General features: G+C 42.2%; 20 protein-coding genes. 11 read left to right on the forward strand and 9 right to left on the reverse strand.

Features of this window, described 5'->3' with window-relative positions:
* Positions 1 to 9: 9 nt before the first annotated feature.
* The 4 genes from BT127_RS16735 to BT127_RS05935 all read left to right on the forward strand — a co-directional run bounded on the left by BT127_RS16735 (position 10) and on the right by BT127_RS05935 (position 3,093).
* Entirely contained in the window at positions 10 to 177 is a 168-nt protein-coding gene (locus BT127_RS16735; RefSeq protein WP_175541919.1) for a hypothetical protein, read from the forward strand.
* 13 nt (positions 178 to 190) lie between these two features.
* Complete coding sequence (locus BT127_RS05925) at positions 191 to 1,165, forward strand: class II glutamine amidotransferase (protein WP_075424108.1); 975 nt, start codon at positions 191 to 193, stop codon at positions 1,163 to 1,165.
* 124 nt (positions 1,166 to 1,289) lie between these two features.
* Entirely contained in the window at positions 1,290 to 1,931 is a 642-nt protein-coding gene (locus BT127_RS05930) for a recombinase family protein (protein WP_075424109.1), read from the forward strand.
* A complete protein-coding gene (locus BT127_RS05935; protein ID WP_075424110.1) occupies positions 1,915 to 3,093 on the forward strand; it encodes a site-specific integrase in 1,179 nt (392 codons plus the stop codon). The genes BT127_RS05930 and BT127_RS05935 overlap by 17 nt, the downstream gene beginning before the upstream one ends.
* A gap of 160 nt (positions 3,094 to 3,253) precedes the next feature.
* Here the strand turns inward: BT127_RS05935 and BT127_RS05940 are convergent, their stop codons facing one another.
* The 3 genes from BT127_RS05940 to BT127_RS05950 form a co-directional block, all read right to left on the reverse strand.
* On the reverse strand, positions 3,254 to 3,955 hold the full coding sequence (locus tag BT127_RS05940) for an endonuclease V (RefSeq protein ID WP_075424111.1): 702 nt from the start codon (positions 3,953 to 3,955) through the stop codon (positions 3,254 to 3,256).
* Between the two features lie 15 nt (positions 3,956 to 3,970).
* Positions 3,971 to 4,507 carry a hypothetical protein gene (locus BT127_RS05945; protein ID WP_075424112.1) on the reverse strand — a complete coding sequence of 179 codons (537 nt, stop codon included), beginning with the start codon at positions 4,505 to 4,507 and terminating at the stop codon, positions 3,971 to 3,973.
* A 191-nt stretch (positions 4,508 to 4,698) separates the two neighbouring features.
* Positions 4,699 to 6,768: a hypothetical protein gene (locus tag BT127_RS05950; RefSeq protein WP_075424113.1), complete on the reverse strand. Its 2,070-nt coding sequence runs from the start codon at positions 6,766 to 6,768 to the stop codon at positions 4,699 to 4,701.
* A gap of 231 nt (positions 6,769 to 6,999) precedes the next feature.
* Between BT127_RS05950 and BT127_RS05955 the strand changes: the two genes are divergently transcribed.
* The 5 genes from BT127_RS05955 to BT127_RS05975 all read left to right on the forward strand — a co-directional run bounded on the left by BT127_RS05955 (position 7,000) and on the right by BT127_RS05975 (position 11,604).
* Entirely contained in the window at positions 7,000 to 7,215 is a 216-nt protein-coding gene (locus BT127_RS05955) for a helix-turn-helix domain-containing protein (protein WP_075424114.1), read from the forward strand.
* Positions 7,208 to 8,410 (forward strand): site-specific integrase, encoded by a 1,203-nt coding sequence (locus BT127_RS05960; RefSeq protein ID WP_075424115.1) that lies wholly within the window; start codon positions 7,208 to 7,210, stop codon positions 8,408 to 8,410. The genes BT127_RS05955 and BT127_RS05960 overlap by 8 nt, the downstream gene beginning before the upstream one ends.
* Positions 8,411 to 8,449: 39 nt before the next feature.
* Complete coding sequence (locus tag BT127_RS05965; protein ID WP_075424116.1) at positions 8,450 to 9,823, forward strand: DNA primase family protein; 1,374 nt, start codon at positions 8,450 to 8,452, stop codon at positions 9,821 to 9,823.
* Between the two features lie 147 nt (positions 9,824 to 9,970).
* On the forward strand, positions 9,971 to 10,513 hold the full coding sequence (locus BT127_RS05970) for a hypothetical protein (protein WP_075424117.1): 543 nt from the start codon (positions 9,971 to 9,973) through the stop codon (positions 10,511 to 10,513).
* On the forward strand, positions 10,510 to 11,604 hold the full coding sequence (locus BT127_RS05975) for a relaxase/mobilization nuclease domain-containing protein (RefSeq protein WP_075424118.1): 1,095 nt from the start codon (positions 10,510 to 10,512) through the stop codon (positions 11,602 to 11,604). Before BT127_RS05970 ends, BT127_RS05975 begins: the two co-directional genes overlap by 4 nt.
* A 330-nt stretch (positions 11,605 to 11,934) precedes the next feature.
* Here the strand turns inward: BT127_RS05975 and BT127_RS05980 are convergent, their stop codons facing one another.
* From BT127_RS05980 to BT127_RS06000, 6 genes are all read right to left on the reverse strand, one after another.
* The gene (locus tag BT127_RS05980; RefSeq protein WP_175541920.1) at positions 11,935 to 13,554 is read right to left on the reverse strand and encodes a recombinase family protein; all 1,620 of its coding nucleotides are present in this window, start codon (positions 13,552 to 13,554) and stop codon (positions 11,935 to 11,937) included.
* 86 nt (positions 13,555 to 13,640) lie between these two features.
* Complete coding sequence (locus BT127_RS16740; RefSeq protein WP_175541921.1) at positions 13,641 to 13,808, reverse strand: hypothetical protein; 168 nt, start codon at positions 13,806 to 13,808, stop codon at positions 13,641 to 13,643.
* Positions 13,801 to 14,067, reverse strand: coding sequence for an HU family DNA-binding protein (locus BT127_RS05985; RefSeq protein ID WP_075424119.1), 267 nt, complete (start codon positions 14,065 to 14,067; stop codon positions 13,801 to 13,803). The genes BT127_RS16740 and BT127_RS05985 overlap by 8 nt, the downstream gene beginning before the upstream one ends.
* Positions 14,054 to 14,461 (reverse strand): hypothetical protein, encoded by a 408-nt coding sequence (locus BT127_RS05990; RefSeq protein ID WP_075424120.1) that lies wholly within the window; start codon positions 14,459 to 14,461, stop codon positions 14,054 to 14,056. The genes BT127_RS05985 and BT127_RS05990 overlap by 14 nt, the downstream gene beginning before the upstream one ends.
* Positions 14,451 to 14,552 carry a DUF3789 domain-containing protein gene (locus BT127_RS05995; RefSeq protein ID WP_075424121.1) on the reverse strand — a complete coding sequence of 34 codons (102 nt, stop codon included), beginning with the start codon at positions 14,550 to 14,552 and terminating at the stop codon, positions 14,451 to 14,453. The genes BT127_RS05990 and BT127_RS05995 overlap by 11 nt, the downstream gene beginning before the upstream one ends.
* A 13-nt stretch (positions 14,553 to 14,565) precedes the next feature.
* Positions 14,566 to 15,177 (reverse strand): CHC2 zinc finger domain-containing protein, encoded by a 612-nt coding sequence (locus BT127_RS06000; protein ID WP_082334917.1) that lies wholly within the window; start codon positions 15,175 to 15,177, stop codon positions 14,566 to 14,568.
* Positions 15,178 to 15,718: 541 nt separating this feature from the next.
* Here BT127_RS06000 and BT127_RS06005 point away from each other — a divergent pair.
* Positions 15,719 to 16,057, forward strand: a complete 339-nt coding sequence (locus BT127_RS06005) for a plasmid mobilization protein (RefSeq protein WP_075424122.1) — start codon at positions 15,719 to 15,721, stop codon at positions 16,055 to 16,057.
* A complete protein-coding gene (locus BT127_RS06010; RefSeq protein ID WP_075424123.1) occupies positions 16,006 to 17,430 on the forward strand; it encodes a relaxase/mobilization nuclease domain-containing protein in 1,425 nt (474 codons plus the stop codon). The genes BT127_RS06005 and BT127_RS06010 overlap by 52 nt, the downstream gene beginning before the upstream one ends.
* The last annotated feature ends 131 nt before the right edge of the window (positions 17,431 to 17,561 follow it).

Raw genomic sequence — 17,561 nt, forward strand, 5'->3', positions numbered from 1 at the left:
AGGTCAAAAATGAGAAAGTATACGATGATGCGAAGGATACGACGAGCTCCTTCACCGTTTCTGAAAAACAATCATTTGCTTGAAATATTGAAGTATGTTGCCGTAATAGTCGGCAGCTACGCTCTATCAAAGCTGGAGGAGTTCATAAACAAAGATGAAGACACTAGCGAAAAATAAGGAGGAATGAAATATGTGTTCATTATTTGGCTGGTTAGACTATCAGGGAATTGTTCCCTACAGGATCAAAAAGAAGCTCACTCAGGCACTTGCAAACGCTGCTGAGGAGAGAGGAACCGATGCAGCAGGTATCAGCTACGTTCATGGCAAAGATGTAGTTATTTTCAAGCGTCCCAAGCCAGCTCACAAGCTGCATTTCAGCATACCTGAGAGAACTGTGGCGGTCATGGGACACACACGAATGACCACACAGGGCGACGAAAAGCACAATTACAACAATCATCCGTTCCCCGGTCTTGCCGGGGAAACGGCATTTGCTTTTGCGCACAATGGAGTGCTGTGGAATGACAAAGAGCTGCGGAAAGATAAGCAGCTTCCCGACACCCACATCGAAACAGATTCATACGTTGCAGTCCAGCTCCTCCAGCAGAGTGATAAGCTAGACTTTGAGTCACTCAAAGATATGGCGGAAACAGTGGAGGGCAACTTCACTTTCTCTGTTCTCGACCAGAACAACAGTCTTTATATCATCAAGGGTTCAAATCCCATGTGCCTGCTCCACTTTCCTGCATTTGGACTATACGTCTATGCTTCCACAGAGTCGATAATGAAGAATGCCTTGAAGCGTGTGGGACTTCACAAATTCGCATACGAGCGTGTACAGACTGATGAAGGCGACATACTCCGTATTGACAAGAACGGCGTCATCGAAAGGTCAGAGTTCGAGCCACGGATGTTCCGTGCCAGATATGGTGGCTGGCACGACTGGGAAGCAGAATACTACAGCGTTCATGAGGAACTTTTGCTTGCGTATTGTGGGTGCTACGGAGTGGATAGTTCAGATGTAGAACTTCTGCTTGAATACGGATATACCTGCGATGAGATTGAAGAGATGCTTGCAGACCATGATCTGCTCAATGAGACACTTCGTGATGTTAAGTTCATGTGCGGTGAAGATGTCTACGAGAGCTACTGTGGCGCATTCTGAGTCTCAAAAAGTATACTTTATGACACAGCTGAAAAACAGTAAATAAAGCGTTTCAAAAAGTGGTGTTCTGACTTTTTAGACGTTCCGAAAGTCGCCACCACTTTTTGGGACAGAAAGGAGCATTATGGATAACCGAATCTACGGATATGCTCGAGTATCAACCAACGGTCAGAACGAGGATAGACAGCTTGAAGCTCTAACTAAGTTCGGAGTGCCTGAGCAGAACATTATAATTGACAAGGCTTCGGGTAATGATACGGAGCGTGAGGGTTATCAATACCTCAAACGTCAGATACTCCGCAAGGGCGATACACTTGTTATCAAGGAACTGGACAGGCTCAGCAGAAACAAGGTTGATATCAAGCGAGAGCTTGAACAGTTCAAGGAAATGGGAGTCAGGGTGAAGATACTTGATATACCGACAACGCTTACAGACTTTCCGCCGGAGCAGGCATGGGTGCTGGAAATGATAAACGCTATTCTTATTGAAGTCCTCGGCGCTATAGCCGAGAATGAGCGTAATAAAATACGAGCACGCCAGCGTGAAGGCATCGAAGCTGCTAAGAAGAAAAATGTCCGCTTCGGGCGACCGTCAAAGCCTTTGCCTGATAACTGGCGTGAGGTACTGGCGGAAGTCCGTTGCGGAAAGAAAAAGCCTGTAGAAGCTATGCGGGAGCTTGGTATCTCCCGGTCATGCTACTACAGGCTTTATAATAAACTTCCACCTATATCCAGAGAGGTGACTACAGATGGTAAAAAACGGTAACGGCGAAGGAAGTATCTACAAGGATAAGAATGGTCGCTGGCGTGGAGTTGTGACTCTATACTGCGACCACGGAGTTCCTAAACGAAAATATTTCTATGGTAAAACCAAACACGAAGTAACAGAAAAGGTCAATAAAACTCTGGCTGATCTTCGTGATTATACCTACACTGAACCTTGTAAGACAACTTTTTATGAATGGATGCGAATATGGTATGATACTTACTGTGAAGGATCATTAAAGCCTTCCAGTCTTATTAACTATGAAACATATATTGAAAAGCATATTAAACCTACTATCGGTAACGTCAAACTATGCGAACTAACTCCATTGCGATTACAGTCATTCTATCAGGAAAAATTTAAGAACGGTCGTCTTGATGGAAAAGGTGGATTGAGCCCAAAAACTATGCGGAACTTACATGCGATGATTCATACAGGGCTTGATAGAGCGTATAAACTTGGCTATATTTCGAAAAATATCGCTGATCTCGTATCTCCACCAAGGTCAGTAAAAATAGAACGTCTATATTTTACTGTTGAAGAGCAAAAAGAACTACAAAAGCATCTAGATGGTGAACGCATAGGAATGGCGGTATTGCTTGACCTATATACAGGCTTACGCAAGGGAGAACTGCTGGGACTACCCTGGAAAAATGTACATATTGATCTTAACGGCGAAAGCTACATCCGTATTACTCAGAGCCTTAACCGCATCAAAAACCCAGACAGAAATGGACAGTTTAAGACAATTCTTAAAATAGGCACACCTAAAACCACTTACTCTATCCGCACTATACCGCTACTGCCAGAGATTGCCGAAAAACTTTCAGCATATCGTGAGGAGCAAGCTCAGATGATAAAAGAAAACGGACTTCCTGATCTGGGACTTGTATTCATTACACCCAATGGCCTCCCTATAGATCCGAGTAACTTCGGTGACCTATTCAAGAATCTACTGATACGTCATAATATTCGTGTTATAAATTTTCATGGTATTAGACATACATTTGCTACTCGCAGTCTGGAAAGCGGTATGGATATAAAAACACTCAGTAGGTTACTCGGACACAGCTCAATTCAGATAAGCCTTGATCTGTACGCTCATGTCACCGATCAGCTTCAAGCTGAGCACATGGCAAATCTACGCACTTTCTTGAAATAATTATTAGTGGCTCGCCCTTCACGGGCGAGTTTTTCTTTTTATTAGAGGAAAAGTATGGACACTTGGACACTCCGTGAAATATAGCCATTTATGAGACGTAAAAAAGCACCTATCCTTGTGGACAAGTGCTCAGTGTTTATTCAGCTTTATGTTTTTCTTGTCAGCTTCTCTCTGCTTCCCTTGCAATATGAGTCTCCAGATCAGCCAACCGTGTCGGGAGAGGTATGTGGCTCTCCTTATCGGTCAGCTTCATTGCAAAAGCGCAGGCAGTATCAATAGATACGAAGTTTCCGATAGAAATAAAAATTGGCTTCACATCTTTGTGTGTTCTCAGCGCTCTGCCGTAGACCTCACCATCTATGATGATATCCGTATAGCTACCTGCTTCGTTTTCTGGCTCGGTATAATCCGTCTTTTTATCCACACGGAAATATGTCTTTGCGATACCGATAGTCGGTTTGTTCAGATAAAAGCTCGCATGAGTTGCAATACCCATGTGCCTTGGGTGCAGATAACCGTTGCCATCAAAAACGTAAATATCGGGACTGTTTTCAAGTAACTCCTCTGTTTTCAGTATGAGCGGTAGCTCTCTGAATGCGAGAAATTCTGGCATATACGGAACTTCGATCTTTCCGCTGTAATGCTGCTTCTCAACGACTTCATGGGTCTCCGCATCAATAACAACGATACAGCAGACCGCATATTCTTCATCGTCTTTATTCCAGTACGCAAGGTCTACGCCAGCAACCAGCTTCACGCTAGTCATATCGAATTTGTCAGTCAGTTCTATCTTGTCATGCAGCTCATTCTGCTGCCGGAGGAATTCTTTCTGTATTTCATCTGTGTTTTCAATCTGTTTCAAAGTACACTCCTTTCGTTATTTCCGTTCTACCTTCTTTAACATATATCCTTCTTCATCAAGGTGAAACCACCGATTACCGTCAAAATGCTTTTCTATCTTTCCGTCTTCGTACCACTCATAATATATCTCAATGTTTTTTCTTTTATGATATATACTATAGCTTTTCAATTCGCCCGACGGATAGAAATCGACTTCTACTCCATCCTCTAATCCGTCTTGAATATACGCATAATACATCAGGCTACAGTCCTTATATAATTCATACATCAGACCGGTATAATTCACATCTTCCTCATCATCGTATATAAACCATCCGTCACAAGGATCCCACCAGAGCTCATATCCAAACTCTTTTCCGTGTTCGGTCACATATTTCCATGATAAGAATTCCAGCTTTTTATGCTCGATCACATAGTTGCGGGATAATTTATCCCGCGTGATCTGCGCCATCTGTTTGATCCTTACGTATTCTGGATACTCAGGGTGAGGTTTGGACATATTCTGCTTTGAGTGTTTCGTTTTTGGTTTCTCTCGTTTTGGTTTTATAAACATCTCAGCGCACCTCCCCGCTATTACCTGTACTACTCTGCATTATAGCACATAAGTAGAAAGCAGTCAATCAGAGTGTATCGAAATTCACTTTCCTACACTATCCGACCAGCTATCATCTTCATATAAGCTCGCCCTTCACGGGCGAGTTTTTTCTTTTTATTTGAGGAAAAGTGTGGACACATGGACTCAATTCATTCAATTTCTGACACTTTTACATTCTGTATTTTGTATCCTCCTCTCATGTTTCCGTATCCATACACTAAATAACAAAAATCTTCAGTTTCTCCATTATAAGTAAAATCAAAAGAATATTTTTTAAATTTCGGCCTAAGTTCAATATCGTCCTTGTCAAATACCATCTCAAATGCTTTATCCTTGGTCCTTCTTATTATAAAAAAGCTGAAGGGTGCATTGTCCGTACCAGATGCTTCGAATTCAATATGGTATTTTTGATTCTTTTTTAAAATTAATCCAGCATTTACACTTTCAGAATAATTCTGATTTGTGTTTTCATTAGGTTGCTCTGATGTATATTCTGGTTTTAATATATATTTTATTTCAGCAATATTCTCGCCAAATCCTAATGTAATAGAATCTGGTCCTTCTACGGTGAATTGCTCATATTGTTTATGTATTATATTCTTTTTTTCTCCAACTTGTCCATATCCCAGATGCTTATCAACACACGTATACTTAGATCGTCCATCAGTAAAGGTAATACGTGAATAATAGTGAACTCTCCAATTAAGTTTTTCTTGAAACTCTTTTATTGCTTTTTTTAGTTGGGTAAACTGATCGGTATCTATACTATCGAAAAGATCATCTAGCGGACTATATGGTTTTATAATGTCAATTCTAAATGCGCTATTGAATGCCTCTATCAATTTTTCGTTTTTATTACAAAAATCCTTATAATGGTCATATGCAGAATCAAATATATTAAATGTATCAAACTTAGAGATAGTTTTTCTATAATGATCGATATTGTTGGCATATTCCTTATCTTCTTTTGTTTCATAATATTTAAACATTTCTTTAAAATCAAAATTTTTTAAATACCATGGAAACGACTTAATCCATTCAGAAACCAAATATTTAAAAATAACACCGACTTCTTTTTCAGAATATTTTATATTATTATCTTCGAAGAAATAGGTTAGTTGTTCAAATCCTATTTTAAACACTGTATTTGAAAACTTGTATTTTTCAGAATAAAACGTTAAATAATTGATTTTTAACAAGGAACTTATAATCTCGGATAAAACTGATAGTATATTCACATATTGCTTTTTCTTGTCAGAACAATATTCTTTCTTCAGATAATCAATAACTTTTTTTATCTCCATAGTATCACGATGAAGAGATTGATCAGTATATTCCTTGCCTATATCATATATTTCTTGAAATCCTCTGTGAACTTCTTCATTTGAATAAATGTTCATTTGTGTTGAATTCACATTAGTACTGTAACAAAATTTGTTTGGTACATAGTACTCATTATCAATATGAAAAAAATCCAAATAGCAGAATTCTGTATTTCTTTCTATAATAGGTTTATTATTCAGGATATATAGTTTAGAACATTCATGTGAAATCGAAAGATTTGAATTAGAGATAGTATTATCATCAGAATTGATAGATATATATATACCAGTTTTTACATGTGGAATAAAAAATATTCTTTTCCAATATGATCCGATATCTATTAAAAGGCACTCATTGCAATTATCATTTTCCTTATATAATTCAACATCACTCCATTTTGTATTTCTATATATCGATGAAATTATGCCATTACTTACTATTTCTCGGTGATATCGTTCGCTTATTCTCTTTAGATTTTTTTCATACTGTTCCTTATTAAAATCCTTTCCAAAAGAGAACATTACAGTCATTATCTCTTCAAGTATTTGATATATAAATCGTGCTAACAACTTCCTTTCACTTTTACAGTATAAATTACATTTTATATCTATACCTAAAGATTTAAGATACTTTATAGCGTTATCGATAGCGGTATTTCTATCAAACTCCTTACAAATGTTGAAATTTTTATCTACAAACGTTGTTTCTTCTATCAAAAAAGTAAGTTTTATAAGACATATATAGTGCTCCTTATCAGTACCCAGGAACGAGCATTTATCCGCACGCTTATCACCAGCTATGATAACCTGCTTCTTTTCCTTATTAATCCCAGTATGCTTCTTCCCGAAAATGCAACTAATAATTTTAATTAAATCTTTATTTCGATCATCTGACATGTTTTTTCCTCCGTAAAATCATATAGATGTAAACGCCGCTTTTTTGTAATCAAATTGTAATAAAATCATCTCTTGACAACCTTTTCGCTTTATTGTCAGTTAATTATTTTTCTTTTTACGATAAAATAGGCATCTTCAAGCACTATTGGAAAATTTTTCCACAAAAATGAAATATGATATCATATAATCACCGACGTCGGCAACCTAAAAGCTTAATAGGAGATGATTAACATGAACCACACTCCGCTATGTCTCAACATTGCAGAGATTTCCGAACTGACAGGACTTTCCATATCCCTGATAAGGAAGATGACACACAGTGGCGAAATACCGCACATAAGAGTAGGGCGCCGTATTTTATATCCGGCTGAGGCGCTTGCTGAATGGCTGTCGGAAAACACTATTGGCGGTACAACTATTAAGAAGGACGGTGCTGCAGATGTCTAAGACTGCCAACGGTGAAGGAACAAAGTTCAAGCTCAAAAACGGACAGTGGAGAGCAGCATTTTTCGTTCCTTTGCCTGACGGAAGTAAGAAGCGGATCTACCGCCAGTTCCGTACCCGCAAGGAGGCGGATGAATGGCTCTCTAAGATTAAATCGGAAATCAGCGCCGGCAAGCCGGTGCTGTGCTCCGACCAGTTGTTCGGCGAGTACATCGAGCAGTGGTACGATAAGTACGGCTCAGTTGCTATCCGCGACAGCACCAAGATGAACTACGAGGGATATATCCGCCACATTGAGCGCCACCGAATCAATGGCATTCATCTCAAGAATCTGACTACTGATGACCTTCAAGAATTTGTATTATACCTGCAAAACGCTGGACACTTGGACACCCCTGAGGAGTCTCTCAGTGCCAAGACAGTTCGTAATATCATGCATATGATTCACAAAGCTCTTGATCACGCAGTCGGAAGGCAGCTCATCTATCATAACGCCGCTGATTTCGTTGAACTTCCCCGTGTCATTACGCCCGATATCAGGGTACTGACAGAGGAGGAGATACGTCGATTCGTAGGAGCTATGGAGGGTTACAGCCTTCAGATTGCTCTAGTCCTGATGCTGTTTTGCGGTTTGAGACTCGGAGAATGCTGTGCCCTTACGCACGGTGACGTACGCTGCGATGATGGTATATACTATTTAAATGTATCAAAGTCGCTCAATCGTATTACAAATTTTGAAGCTAAATTCGGCGAACCGAAGACACTTCTCAGGATTCAGGAGACCAAGACATCAAAGGGTAAGAGACAAGTACCTCTGCTTCCTGAAGTCGCTGAAAAGGTGCTTGCACACATGGCATGGCAGCAGGAGCAGGCTGAAAAGTCGTATGGTACTTACGAGGATAATCCGTGGCTTGTAGCAAACGAACTCGGTCATTACCTCGATCCGGGAACGGTTCGTAAAAAGCTAAAAGCTGTTGCCGAGAGCATCGGCATTACGGACTTTCACCCGCACTGTCTCAGGCATACTTACGCCAGTCAGGCGGTAAAATGCGGTGTTCCGCTCCCATACCTGAGTGACATTCTCGGTCATGAGAGCACCTCATTCACCGCAAAAGTGTATGTCACTCTTGACTTAGAGGGACGTGCTAACGCTCAGGCTGCAATGTCTGAGTTAGTTAAAAACACATTCAAAGAATAATCTATGGGCGGGCGTAATGCCCGCCAGAAAGGAAATATTATGGCTGCTATTGCAGTAATTATCACGGCAGTTCTTGCAGGCATTAAATTAATTCGTGTTACCGAAAAGGACGTGTCAACACAGCTCACCCGCGACATAAGCCATCTCGGAATACTCAAATTTGACGGTGAGACGGCATACATCAACGTCCGTACCCACTGGCAGAAAATATCTCGCGTGGATCTATTGAAGGTCATCCGCAACGCGATTGACCCCGATGATAGATATGAGGTCGGGAGTAAGGTTATAGCTGAGGTCGCGAAACGCCTCTCTGAAGATATTGCCTTGCAATTCAGTATTGAAGCAGGTTACAAAGCACAAGAATACTTGATAAATTTCAAAAACGGAGTGTACAATATTCTCACCGGCAAGTTTATCACTGACCGAAGTAAATGGATTTTTGACTACGTACTGAAAGTCAATTACATAGAGAACTGTACCGAAAATAATTGTCCGAACTTTATTCGCTTTATCAAGACCTCAGCTGGACTCGAGAATCTGCAATGTATACTTATCTCCATCGGATATGCTATATCATCGCTTCTCCACGTCAAAAAGGCAATTTTCCTCTTTGGCGAGACCGATGGCGGAAAGTCGACTCTTCTGATATTTATAAGTAACGCCATGGCTCCTGAACTCGTCTCCAACATTAACTTCCAGCAGTTATCCAACGGATATTTTGTCATTCAGCTTCTTGGCAAAAAGTTAAATATTTCGTATGATAATAGTTCAAAAGCAATGGATAACGAGCAAATGTTTAAATCTATTGTGGCCTGTGAGAGAATCAGTGCAAGAGCTCTTCGAGAAAACCCAATACAGTTCGTGCCAACAGCCAAGCTGTTCTTCGCATCGAACAAGCCATATACATACAAAAACCCTGATCTAGCTCTGTATCGTCGCATGGTATTTATACCTTTCGAGTACAGCGTTCCTGCGGAAAAACAGGATAAAGATTTGCTAAATAAGCTGGAGCAGGAACGTGATGTCGTATTCTCGTTGGCAGCAAGAACTCTGAAAGAATTCGTTAAGTCGGGGTACGACTTCAAGATGTCAGCCAAAGCCAAAGCATATCTCGAAAGCCGTATCGCTGCTCTCCACTCCGTTGATGGCTTCCTGGATGACCGTACAGTTGTTGATGAGGCTGGCTCAGTTTCAACAGCTGCGCTCTACGAAGCATATAAGTTATGGTGCGCTGAAAACGCACTCGATGCTGTTGAAAAGGCAGAATTCAAGGAGAGCGTGCTCGCCTATGATCCAAGTATTGACTATAAAAAGGTGGGACCAAAGTCGAAGAGGCTCTGGGGCTTCAAGGGCCTGAGACTTAAGACTGCCGAGGAACAGAGTAACCCGGATGACAAGAATGAGGCAAAGTAAAATGAATTATAAATGTATTGGTTTTAGACCAAGAGATGATTGGATTTTAGCAATAATACATGTATTACGTCTATACCGCGTTAGCAAGATTCGACGCTGTATACACAAAGGGAAAATACCCAAAATATACCTCAAAGGAGTAAAACAATGAAAATTAAAGATATGATAAAATTAAATTCCAAGAGCGAAGCGAGCTCTTCAGTAGATACAAACTATAATAATATAATCCCCCCTAGCTCAACTTTTTCCGCAAAAGACATTCTTGTTCACTCCGAGGATGTTGCGGAAGAATTATCCGCTAAAGCGAAGACCGAAAAAAAGAAAAAGAGCAATAACTCAAGGAAAGATAGTGAAGAAGAAAAGCCCTACGACATCTTTACGATGAAAATGTATGGTGATGAGAAGCCAACACTCGAAGCTCTTTCAAGAGCCGCAAACACAGATAAGAGCAGTTTTGTACGCAAAAGAATATTCTCGGACGAGAAGATTATCATCCTTGATAAGGCTAATTATATCAGCAAATCCTTGATTGAAATATCTGATACGCTGAGAACCACAAAACTCGAAGATCCTGATTCAAGGGAAATGCTTAAGAAGATTTTCGAAAAGCTTTGCGATATTGCCCACGCGCACGTTGCAATCTGTAAGGAATTGACCATTTTCAAGGAATCAACGGGAGAAGAGGCATGAACACAATCGTTAAAGACATATACGTTAAATCCTGTGTGTTCTCAGACGTAATTGAGATGCACGCATATCTTTCTGATCCTCTGAAAATAAAGGACAAAAGTAATATCGATGGATTAGGATTCCTGACAGATAATTATCTTGATGAAATATATGCCGTTAAGGCGGCTAATCAGCAGCTTCATACAACGATGTTCAGACAAATAACCATATCAATTTCACCTGCTGGTAATACTTGCACTGACAAGGAATATATTAAGATAGGTAAAGAGATAGCTGAGTATTACTACAAAAAAGGCTATCAGATTATATGGTATCTGCATAAGGATACTCCGAGACATCACCTGCACATGTTAATCAATTCAGTCAACTTCAGGACGGGAAAGATTTTCAAGCAGCCATTGAAGGAGCTGAACCGTTTCAAGGTCCACTGCAATCATATATTGCATAAACACAAGCTTGATCAAATACAAATGAGCGTTGAAGATATGCTGGATATGACTCCGCATGAGCTTAGTGAGGGCTTCGAGATCTTTGAAATTTTTGAAGAGGTAATGGCAGATAACGCCACTGTGTTTGAGGATCTTTTCGATGAAAAAAGTTCATCGGATGATGAGTACTACTCCGGATATGACCTCACCAATCTGGGCATGACAACATGCCCTTCCACAGTATATTATACCTCAGATACATATGAAAATATAATAATACCTGAGCCTGAAAGTGCTCTCCAGGAGGAAAATACAATGGATTATACAGTTGAAAAAAAGGAAGTCCCTGCAGTAAAGACTTCAAACCTCCCAAGCGAGGTTTTAGAAAATACATGCCTTGTTATAGATGCAAGCAAAAACGTCAATCTTACTGTTCCCAGCAACTGCGATGCAGATAAGCTGAAGGACATAATAAACAGCGTTAAGCTCGTTCCAGAACAGGACAGAGCGATTAACGCAAAAATGGGCATCGCATCTATTGCGGAACTTCAGAAACGCGGCATTGACCTTCCAGTGTATGTTGATACTTCGACCAATATAAACATAGAATTTGACGATGTAATGAAATCAGATATTTTAGATGTTCCTTACAACGAAGAATAATTATTATAGAGCGCCCTTTATGGGCGCTCTTTCTTTAAAAACAATTCATACTCTCTTATCAAAATCCTATCTTATATTATATAACCTACAGATTGCTTAGTCAACCCCAAGGTCTTGTTAACCTTGGTTAACACAAACCGCAATATACTTCAAAAACTCTAAAAAGTACTCAGTGATTCTCAGCGATATATAGAGCAAAAATAAACCGCGTTGATGTACGGTTGATGTATTTTACTCATTTTGGTATAAAAAATAAGCACTCTCGATTGCTCGAAAGTGCCTATATTACGTTGGTTGCGGCGGCTGGATTTGAACCAACGACCGAAGCCGCTACTTAAGGAGAAAGCTCCCATTCAAATCACCGAGAAAACGATAATAAATTGTAATTTTCTGCGTATACCCTTCATCGGTCTTGACCTTATCCCCGACCACGATCTTATCAATCAGCCGGTTCAGAATCTCCCGATTCAGTTCTGTCACCTCAGCGTAATGCCGGATCGTTTCCATGAACCGCTCCACATTCAGCTCCACATCTTCCTGCTCACCGACCAACGCTGTCAGTTCATCGTGACGGGCATTCAGACCGTCCTGCTCTGTCTCGCACTTGACCGCCAGCTCCTTGAATTTCTTGTCAGAGATGATACCCTCCAGACGGTCATCATAAAGCCGGTCAAATTTTGCTTCCAGTTCTTTCAGCCGAGTCTCAATTGCAGTAATTTCTTCCCGCATCCGCTCTGTCTTTTTAGTACTGGTGCTGCCGAGTGCTTTCAGGATTCTCTTTGCAAAGCCTTCCTCATCACGATGAATCATTTTGAGCTTCTGCTGAATATCTCGCAGGATCACATCGCTCAGACTATCAAAGAGAATGTAGTGAATGGTACACGCATCTTTACCTTTACTTTTATAGGTGCTGCACGAGAAGTATCTTTTCTTGGTCGAGCTTTTTGCCATCGTCAGTGCTTTGCCGCAGCAATCACACTTGACAAGTCCGGCAAACATATTGACTTCTCCGTACCGATTGGCTCTCTTGCGACTGTTCAGTTTCCTCTGTGCATCCGTCCAGAGGTGTTCGGTAACAAGCGGCTCGTGCGTATTCTGAACGACAACCCACTTTTCCTCCGGTACATAGATCACACGCTTGCTCTTAAAAGAAATCTTCTTCTTTTTTCCGTTTGCCGTGTGTCCGAGATACACCTGATTCTCCAGAATTTTGCGTACCGTTGTCAGATTCCAGTCATAGAGATCGCCGTCATAATGCGCTCCCTCCTGCTTCATACGATGGGCAGTCGGGGTGAGAACCTTTCGCAGCCGCAGGACATTGGCAATCTTGTTATACCCATATCCTTTATAAGCAGCCATCTCGAAAATCTCAACCACGATCGGCGCAGTCATTTCATCCGGTTCCAGAATATGCTTGTCCGCAGCCGACTTTCGATAACCGTAGGGTGCGAACGAACCGATAAACTCTCCGTGCAGTGCCTTCGTCTTGAATGCTTGTCTGGTCTTTCTGGAAACATCAGCGGGGTAATACTGATTAAAGATATTCTTCATCGGGAGCATTAAGTCAAGGTCCATGTTTTCCCTGTCCGTGTCCACATCATCACCAATGGCAATGAAGCGCACACCGCTCTCCGGGAAGGTTTCCTCGATCAGTCTGCCTGTCTCGATATAGTTTCTGCCAAGTCTGGATAAATCCTTCACGACAATCAGATTCAGGGTTCCCGTTTCCACATCTGCCATCATCCGCTGAAAGGCAGGTCTGTCAAAATTTGTCCCGGTAAACCCGTCATCACAATAGAAGTCGTAGATTTTCCAGCCATGCGAGTGGCAAAAGTCCTCAAGCACCTTACGCTGTGTTTCAATGGATACGCTCGTGCCGTCATGCTCATCATCTCGGCTCAGTCTGCAATAGCAGCCGGCAATGTAGTTACCCTGTCCGAAATTCATCATAGCATAATTCCTTTCTGGACAAGGCACAGCCTTCATTTTTAGTATAGCACATAAAAGCGGTAAAGTCAACAGGTTCACCGAAATTTTTATGCCGCTGCCTTGTCACTGTTTCCGTCCTCCTTGATTTTCTCACAGATATATGCCGCCAGAAGCTCCTCCAGCGGCTCATTTCCGTAAACAGATTCCACCACAAATACCGTGTCACCCACTTGAATGCGGCTCTCGTGATTTGTCTGCATTGTCAGCTCAGCCATGCCGCACCTCCTGTCCCTCCGGTGCAGCAGAAATGTTCAAAACACGATGCAATGCCTTGCCGCTTTTCAGAACCGGAATACGCTCACCCTCTAGATCGGTCAGCACATCAAATGTCCCAAACCCGCCGACCTCGACAGGCTCACCACTTACAAGCATGATCCGCAGCGTATCCATTACTACATTGACCGCACGGTACGCCTGCTGACTGCTCATGCCCTTCCGCCTTGCGATCTCCTTGACAAAATCAGCTCTGTTCATCGTCTGCCTCCTTTCGGTACAGATTGTTCCTATATGCTTCAAGCTGCCGGCGGTACAATGTGATGTACCGCCTTCTTGTTTTGCCTACACGTTTCTGCGGACGGTAGCGAACCTCACCCGTCAGAATCCAATGCACCTTGATGTAGTTCATCGCAAATAGCTGCTCCATAATGTGACGGGCTGACAGCTTTATCCTTCTATACGCTCCGGCACGGACAATCGGGAGAAACACCTCCGGACGGATGTAATAATAGGTATCGTCATAATAGCCCAGCAGCAGCTTGTCCGGCTTCACCTTATCATGCTCCCTGACTGCCGCCAGACATCCGGGATTGGCTTTCAGATAACTGCACAGCAGATTCAGGAAATATGTTGTCTGCTTATCAACGCTCATCCTTGTCACCCCACTTGGCAGCCGTACAAAGTGCCATTGTAAACACACCCACAATGCCGCCCACAAACATTCCTGTAATAAAATGTCCCATAGTTTCCCTCCGTTCAAATTGCTTTTCGCTTGACTGAAAGACCTGTCATATCATGCTGCTTCATGCGCTCTTGCAGTCGTTCGATGATTTCTCGACCGTTTTCATACCATTCTCGTTTTTCAGTTTCGCTGCCAAACCGTATCTGCTCATAAATATATTGGTAGTATTCCATATTTGTCAGGCTTTCCCCGAAAAGCGGGTGCAGAGGTTCATCCGGTCGTTTCGGTGCATAGTACCGCTGCCATCTGCACATCGCATTCAGATAATCATTCAGGATACGCTCTGCACTGTGCAGCCAGTTGTGATACTCGACCTCCGGATTGACAACTCTCTTGATCTGTGCGTGAAAGGGCTGATCTGTGAGGTGTAGCCCGAAATCGTAATCCAGCTTTTTCGCTGCCTCGTATTGGGATACTCCAAACAGCCTTGCTACAAAATCCGTCACATCTCCATGCGCTCCGCAGCCGAAGCAATGGTAATGATCGTCATAGATTTTCAGGCTCGGTTCATTGTCGGGATGAAACGGGCAGTTGGCGAATCCTGCCCTGTTCACTTCCAGCCCGTAGAACCTTGCCACATCCGGCATCGGGAGTCTGTCACGAAGCTCGGTGAAAAGATAATCCAATATCACCACCCCTTTTCAGATTTGGAAAGGGGCTTCCTGTTACTTTGGCGAAGTACAGCGCAGACCGGCGATGTCTTTGCTGTCGGCGTTTGCCCCTTTCATACATCACTACAAAATCAGGGCAAAAACGTATGGGTAATTGAAAATTCCTAATAGATTTCTCTGATTTGTACAATATGGGGCTTTTTGATTTGTCTGTTTTGTAGATTGTTTCCTTTTTTCATATGTACCCCTACGTTTTGAGGCACATTTTGTAGGGATATATGGAGGGAATCTTTTGTAATGATACTCGCCGCTGTCATATACAAAATAGAGTGGATAGGGAGCAGCCACCAAAACAGATGAAATTTCGGGTATGGTCATACTTCGTGTTTTGTAGGAATAGCAAGCACAGAAAGTAGTGCATACTTTCTACTTTCGGAGATTTTAGAAGTCATAGCCTTCAAAAATCCTGTTTCAGGGAACCCGCTGCCCTGAAACATACTCCCTCCATTCTTTTAGGCGCTGCCTGAAACCGTAATCTATGAAAGGAGCAAAACAAATGCGTAAGTACAAACAGGTCAAAGAGAAAAAGGTCACGTTTGACATGAACGAATGGGCAGAGGTAGAACGCCGAGCCGCTGCTGCCGGGCTGAAAACCGGAACGTACATCAAAAAGATCGCCGTCAAAGGAGAGTTCACCTATTATGACATGAAGAATGTCGCACCGCTTGTCAACGGTATGCGCACCATCTCCAATAACATCAACCAGATTGCCCGCAAAGCAAACGAAACGCACAGCATTTATGCCGGGGATATAGAAACACTGAGAGGGGGCTTTGAAGAATTATGCCGTATGTTAAATGTATTTCTATCCGATCTACCGTCTACAAAAGTCTGAAATATATCTTGAATCCGGACAAGACGGAGAACCTGCTCTATGCATCTTCCATGAATTGCATGACATCCGCTAAAGACGCTTATCTGGAGATGAAATCTGTATTTGAGAGCTATTCAACAGAAAAGTATGATGCTCCCCTGCCGTTAGAAGGCAAAGGGAGCGTCAAAGCACTGCACTATATCCAATCATTTGATCCGAAGGATAATGTTTCCCCGGAATTGGCGCACCGCATTGCAAAGGCATTTGCTCGAAAGACGTTCGGGGATGATGTGCAGGTCGTGATTGCCACACATACCGACCGTGAACACGTCCACAGCCATCTAATTATCAATACATATACACTGACTGGCAGGAAGCTGAACGACAATCAGCAGACATTAAAACAAGTGAGGGAATATTCAGACAGAGTGTGTATGGCATTTGGTATACAGCCCATACAGCCGAAAGAGGGCAAGGAAAAAGGCGTTTGCTATCATGAATGGGAGCAGCAGAAGAATGGCACTTCATGGAAAGAAAAGCTGCGATGCGAAATTGACAGCCTGATCGGTTCAGTCAAGAATCTGGATGAACTGCTGTATGAGTTAGAACTAAAAGGCTATGAAGTAAAAAAGGGTAAATACATTTCCCTCAAAGCGCCCGGACAGGGCAGATTCATCCGCACCAAAACATTGGGAGAGGAATACACGACCGACAGCCTTGTATCAAGAATATTGTGGTATGATGTCGGCTACCATACAGCTTTAACAGACGAAACGTCCCCCTTGCGGGAATGCTATCAGGTAGTGATTGGGCAGGTCATGCAGCTTGTGGTTCAAAACAAGAAAGTGCAGCGCAGACGTGACAGAACAGCGCCCTATTCGCCGCAGAATGATCTTGATGTATACCGCCTGTCAGCGCAGCTTACGATAATCAACCGTGACCATATCCGTTCTATTGGTGAATTGGAAGAAAAAATTGATACGCTAAAAGCATCACATGAACAGACACGGCAAGAGCTTAATGAACTCACAGTGCAGCATGACACACTGTCCTCGTTGATAAAACAGGCAGAAACGTATTTTGAGCTTTCTGCCAAGCCGAAACTTTCCAAACTGGAACAAGTACAACTGACTGTCAGCAAGCAGAGTGTTACAACTCACTGCATCACAACTGTGTCAGACCTTGCCCGCCTGAAAGAAACGCTTTCCGCTACAGACAAAAAGCTGACAGCGCTCAAAGAAAACTTCAAGCACTGTCAGCAGTTATATTATGTGTATTCGGATATTGCCAAAACCTATCATGAGATTTCACAGGGAGATTACATTTCTCGGCTTGTGGACGAAGCACGAAAGCAGCGTGATAAGGAGTATGAACGAAAAGAATCTGCAAGATAAAAATGTTGGAACATTAGACGCACTACGCATATATGTACAATAGGTTTATCTCTAAAAAATACTGCCGACCTTTAGGGCGGCACACATAAAGCAGTTTATGTGATTTGAAGATAAGGTTGCGTAACATCGCA

It is taken from the genome of Ruminococcus sp. XPD3002, from assembly GCA_900119535.1.
In the GTDB taxonomy this organism is placed as follows: domain Bacteria; phylum Bacillota; class Clostridia; order Oscillospirales; family Ruminococcaceae; genus Ruminococcus; species Ruminococcus flavefaciens_H.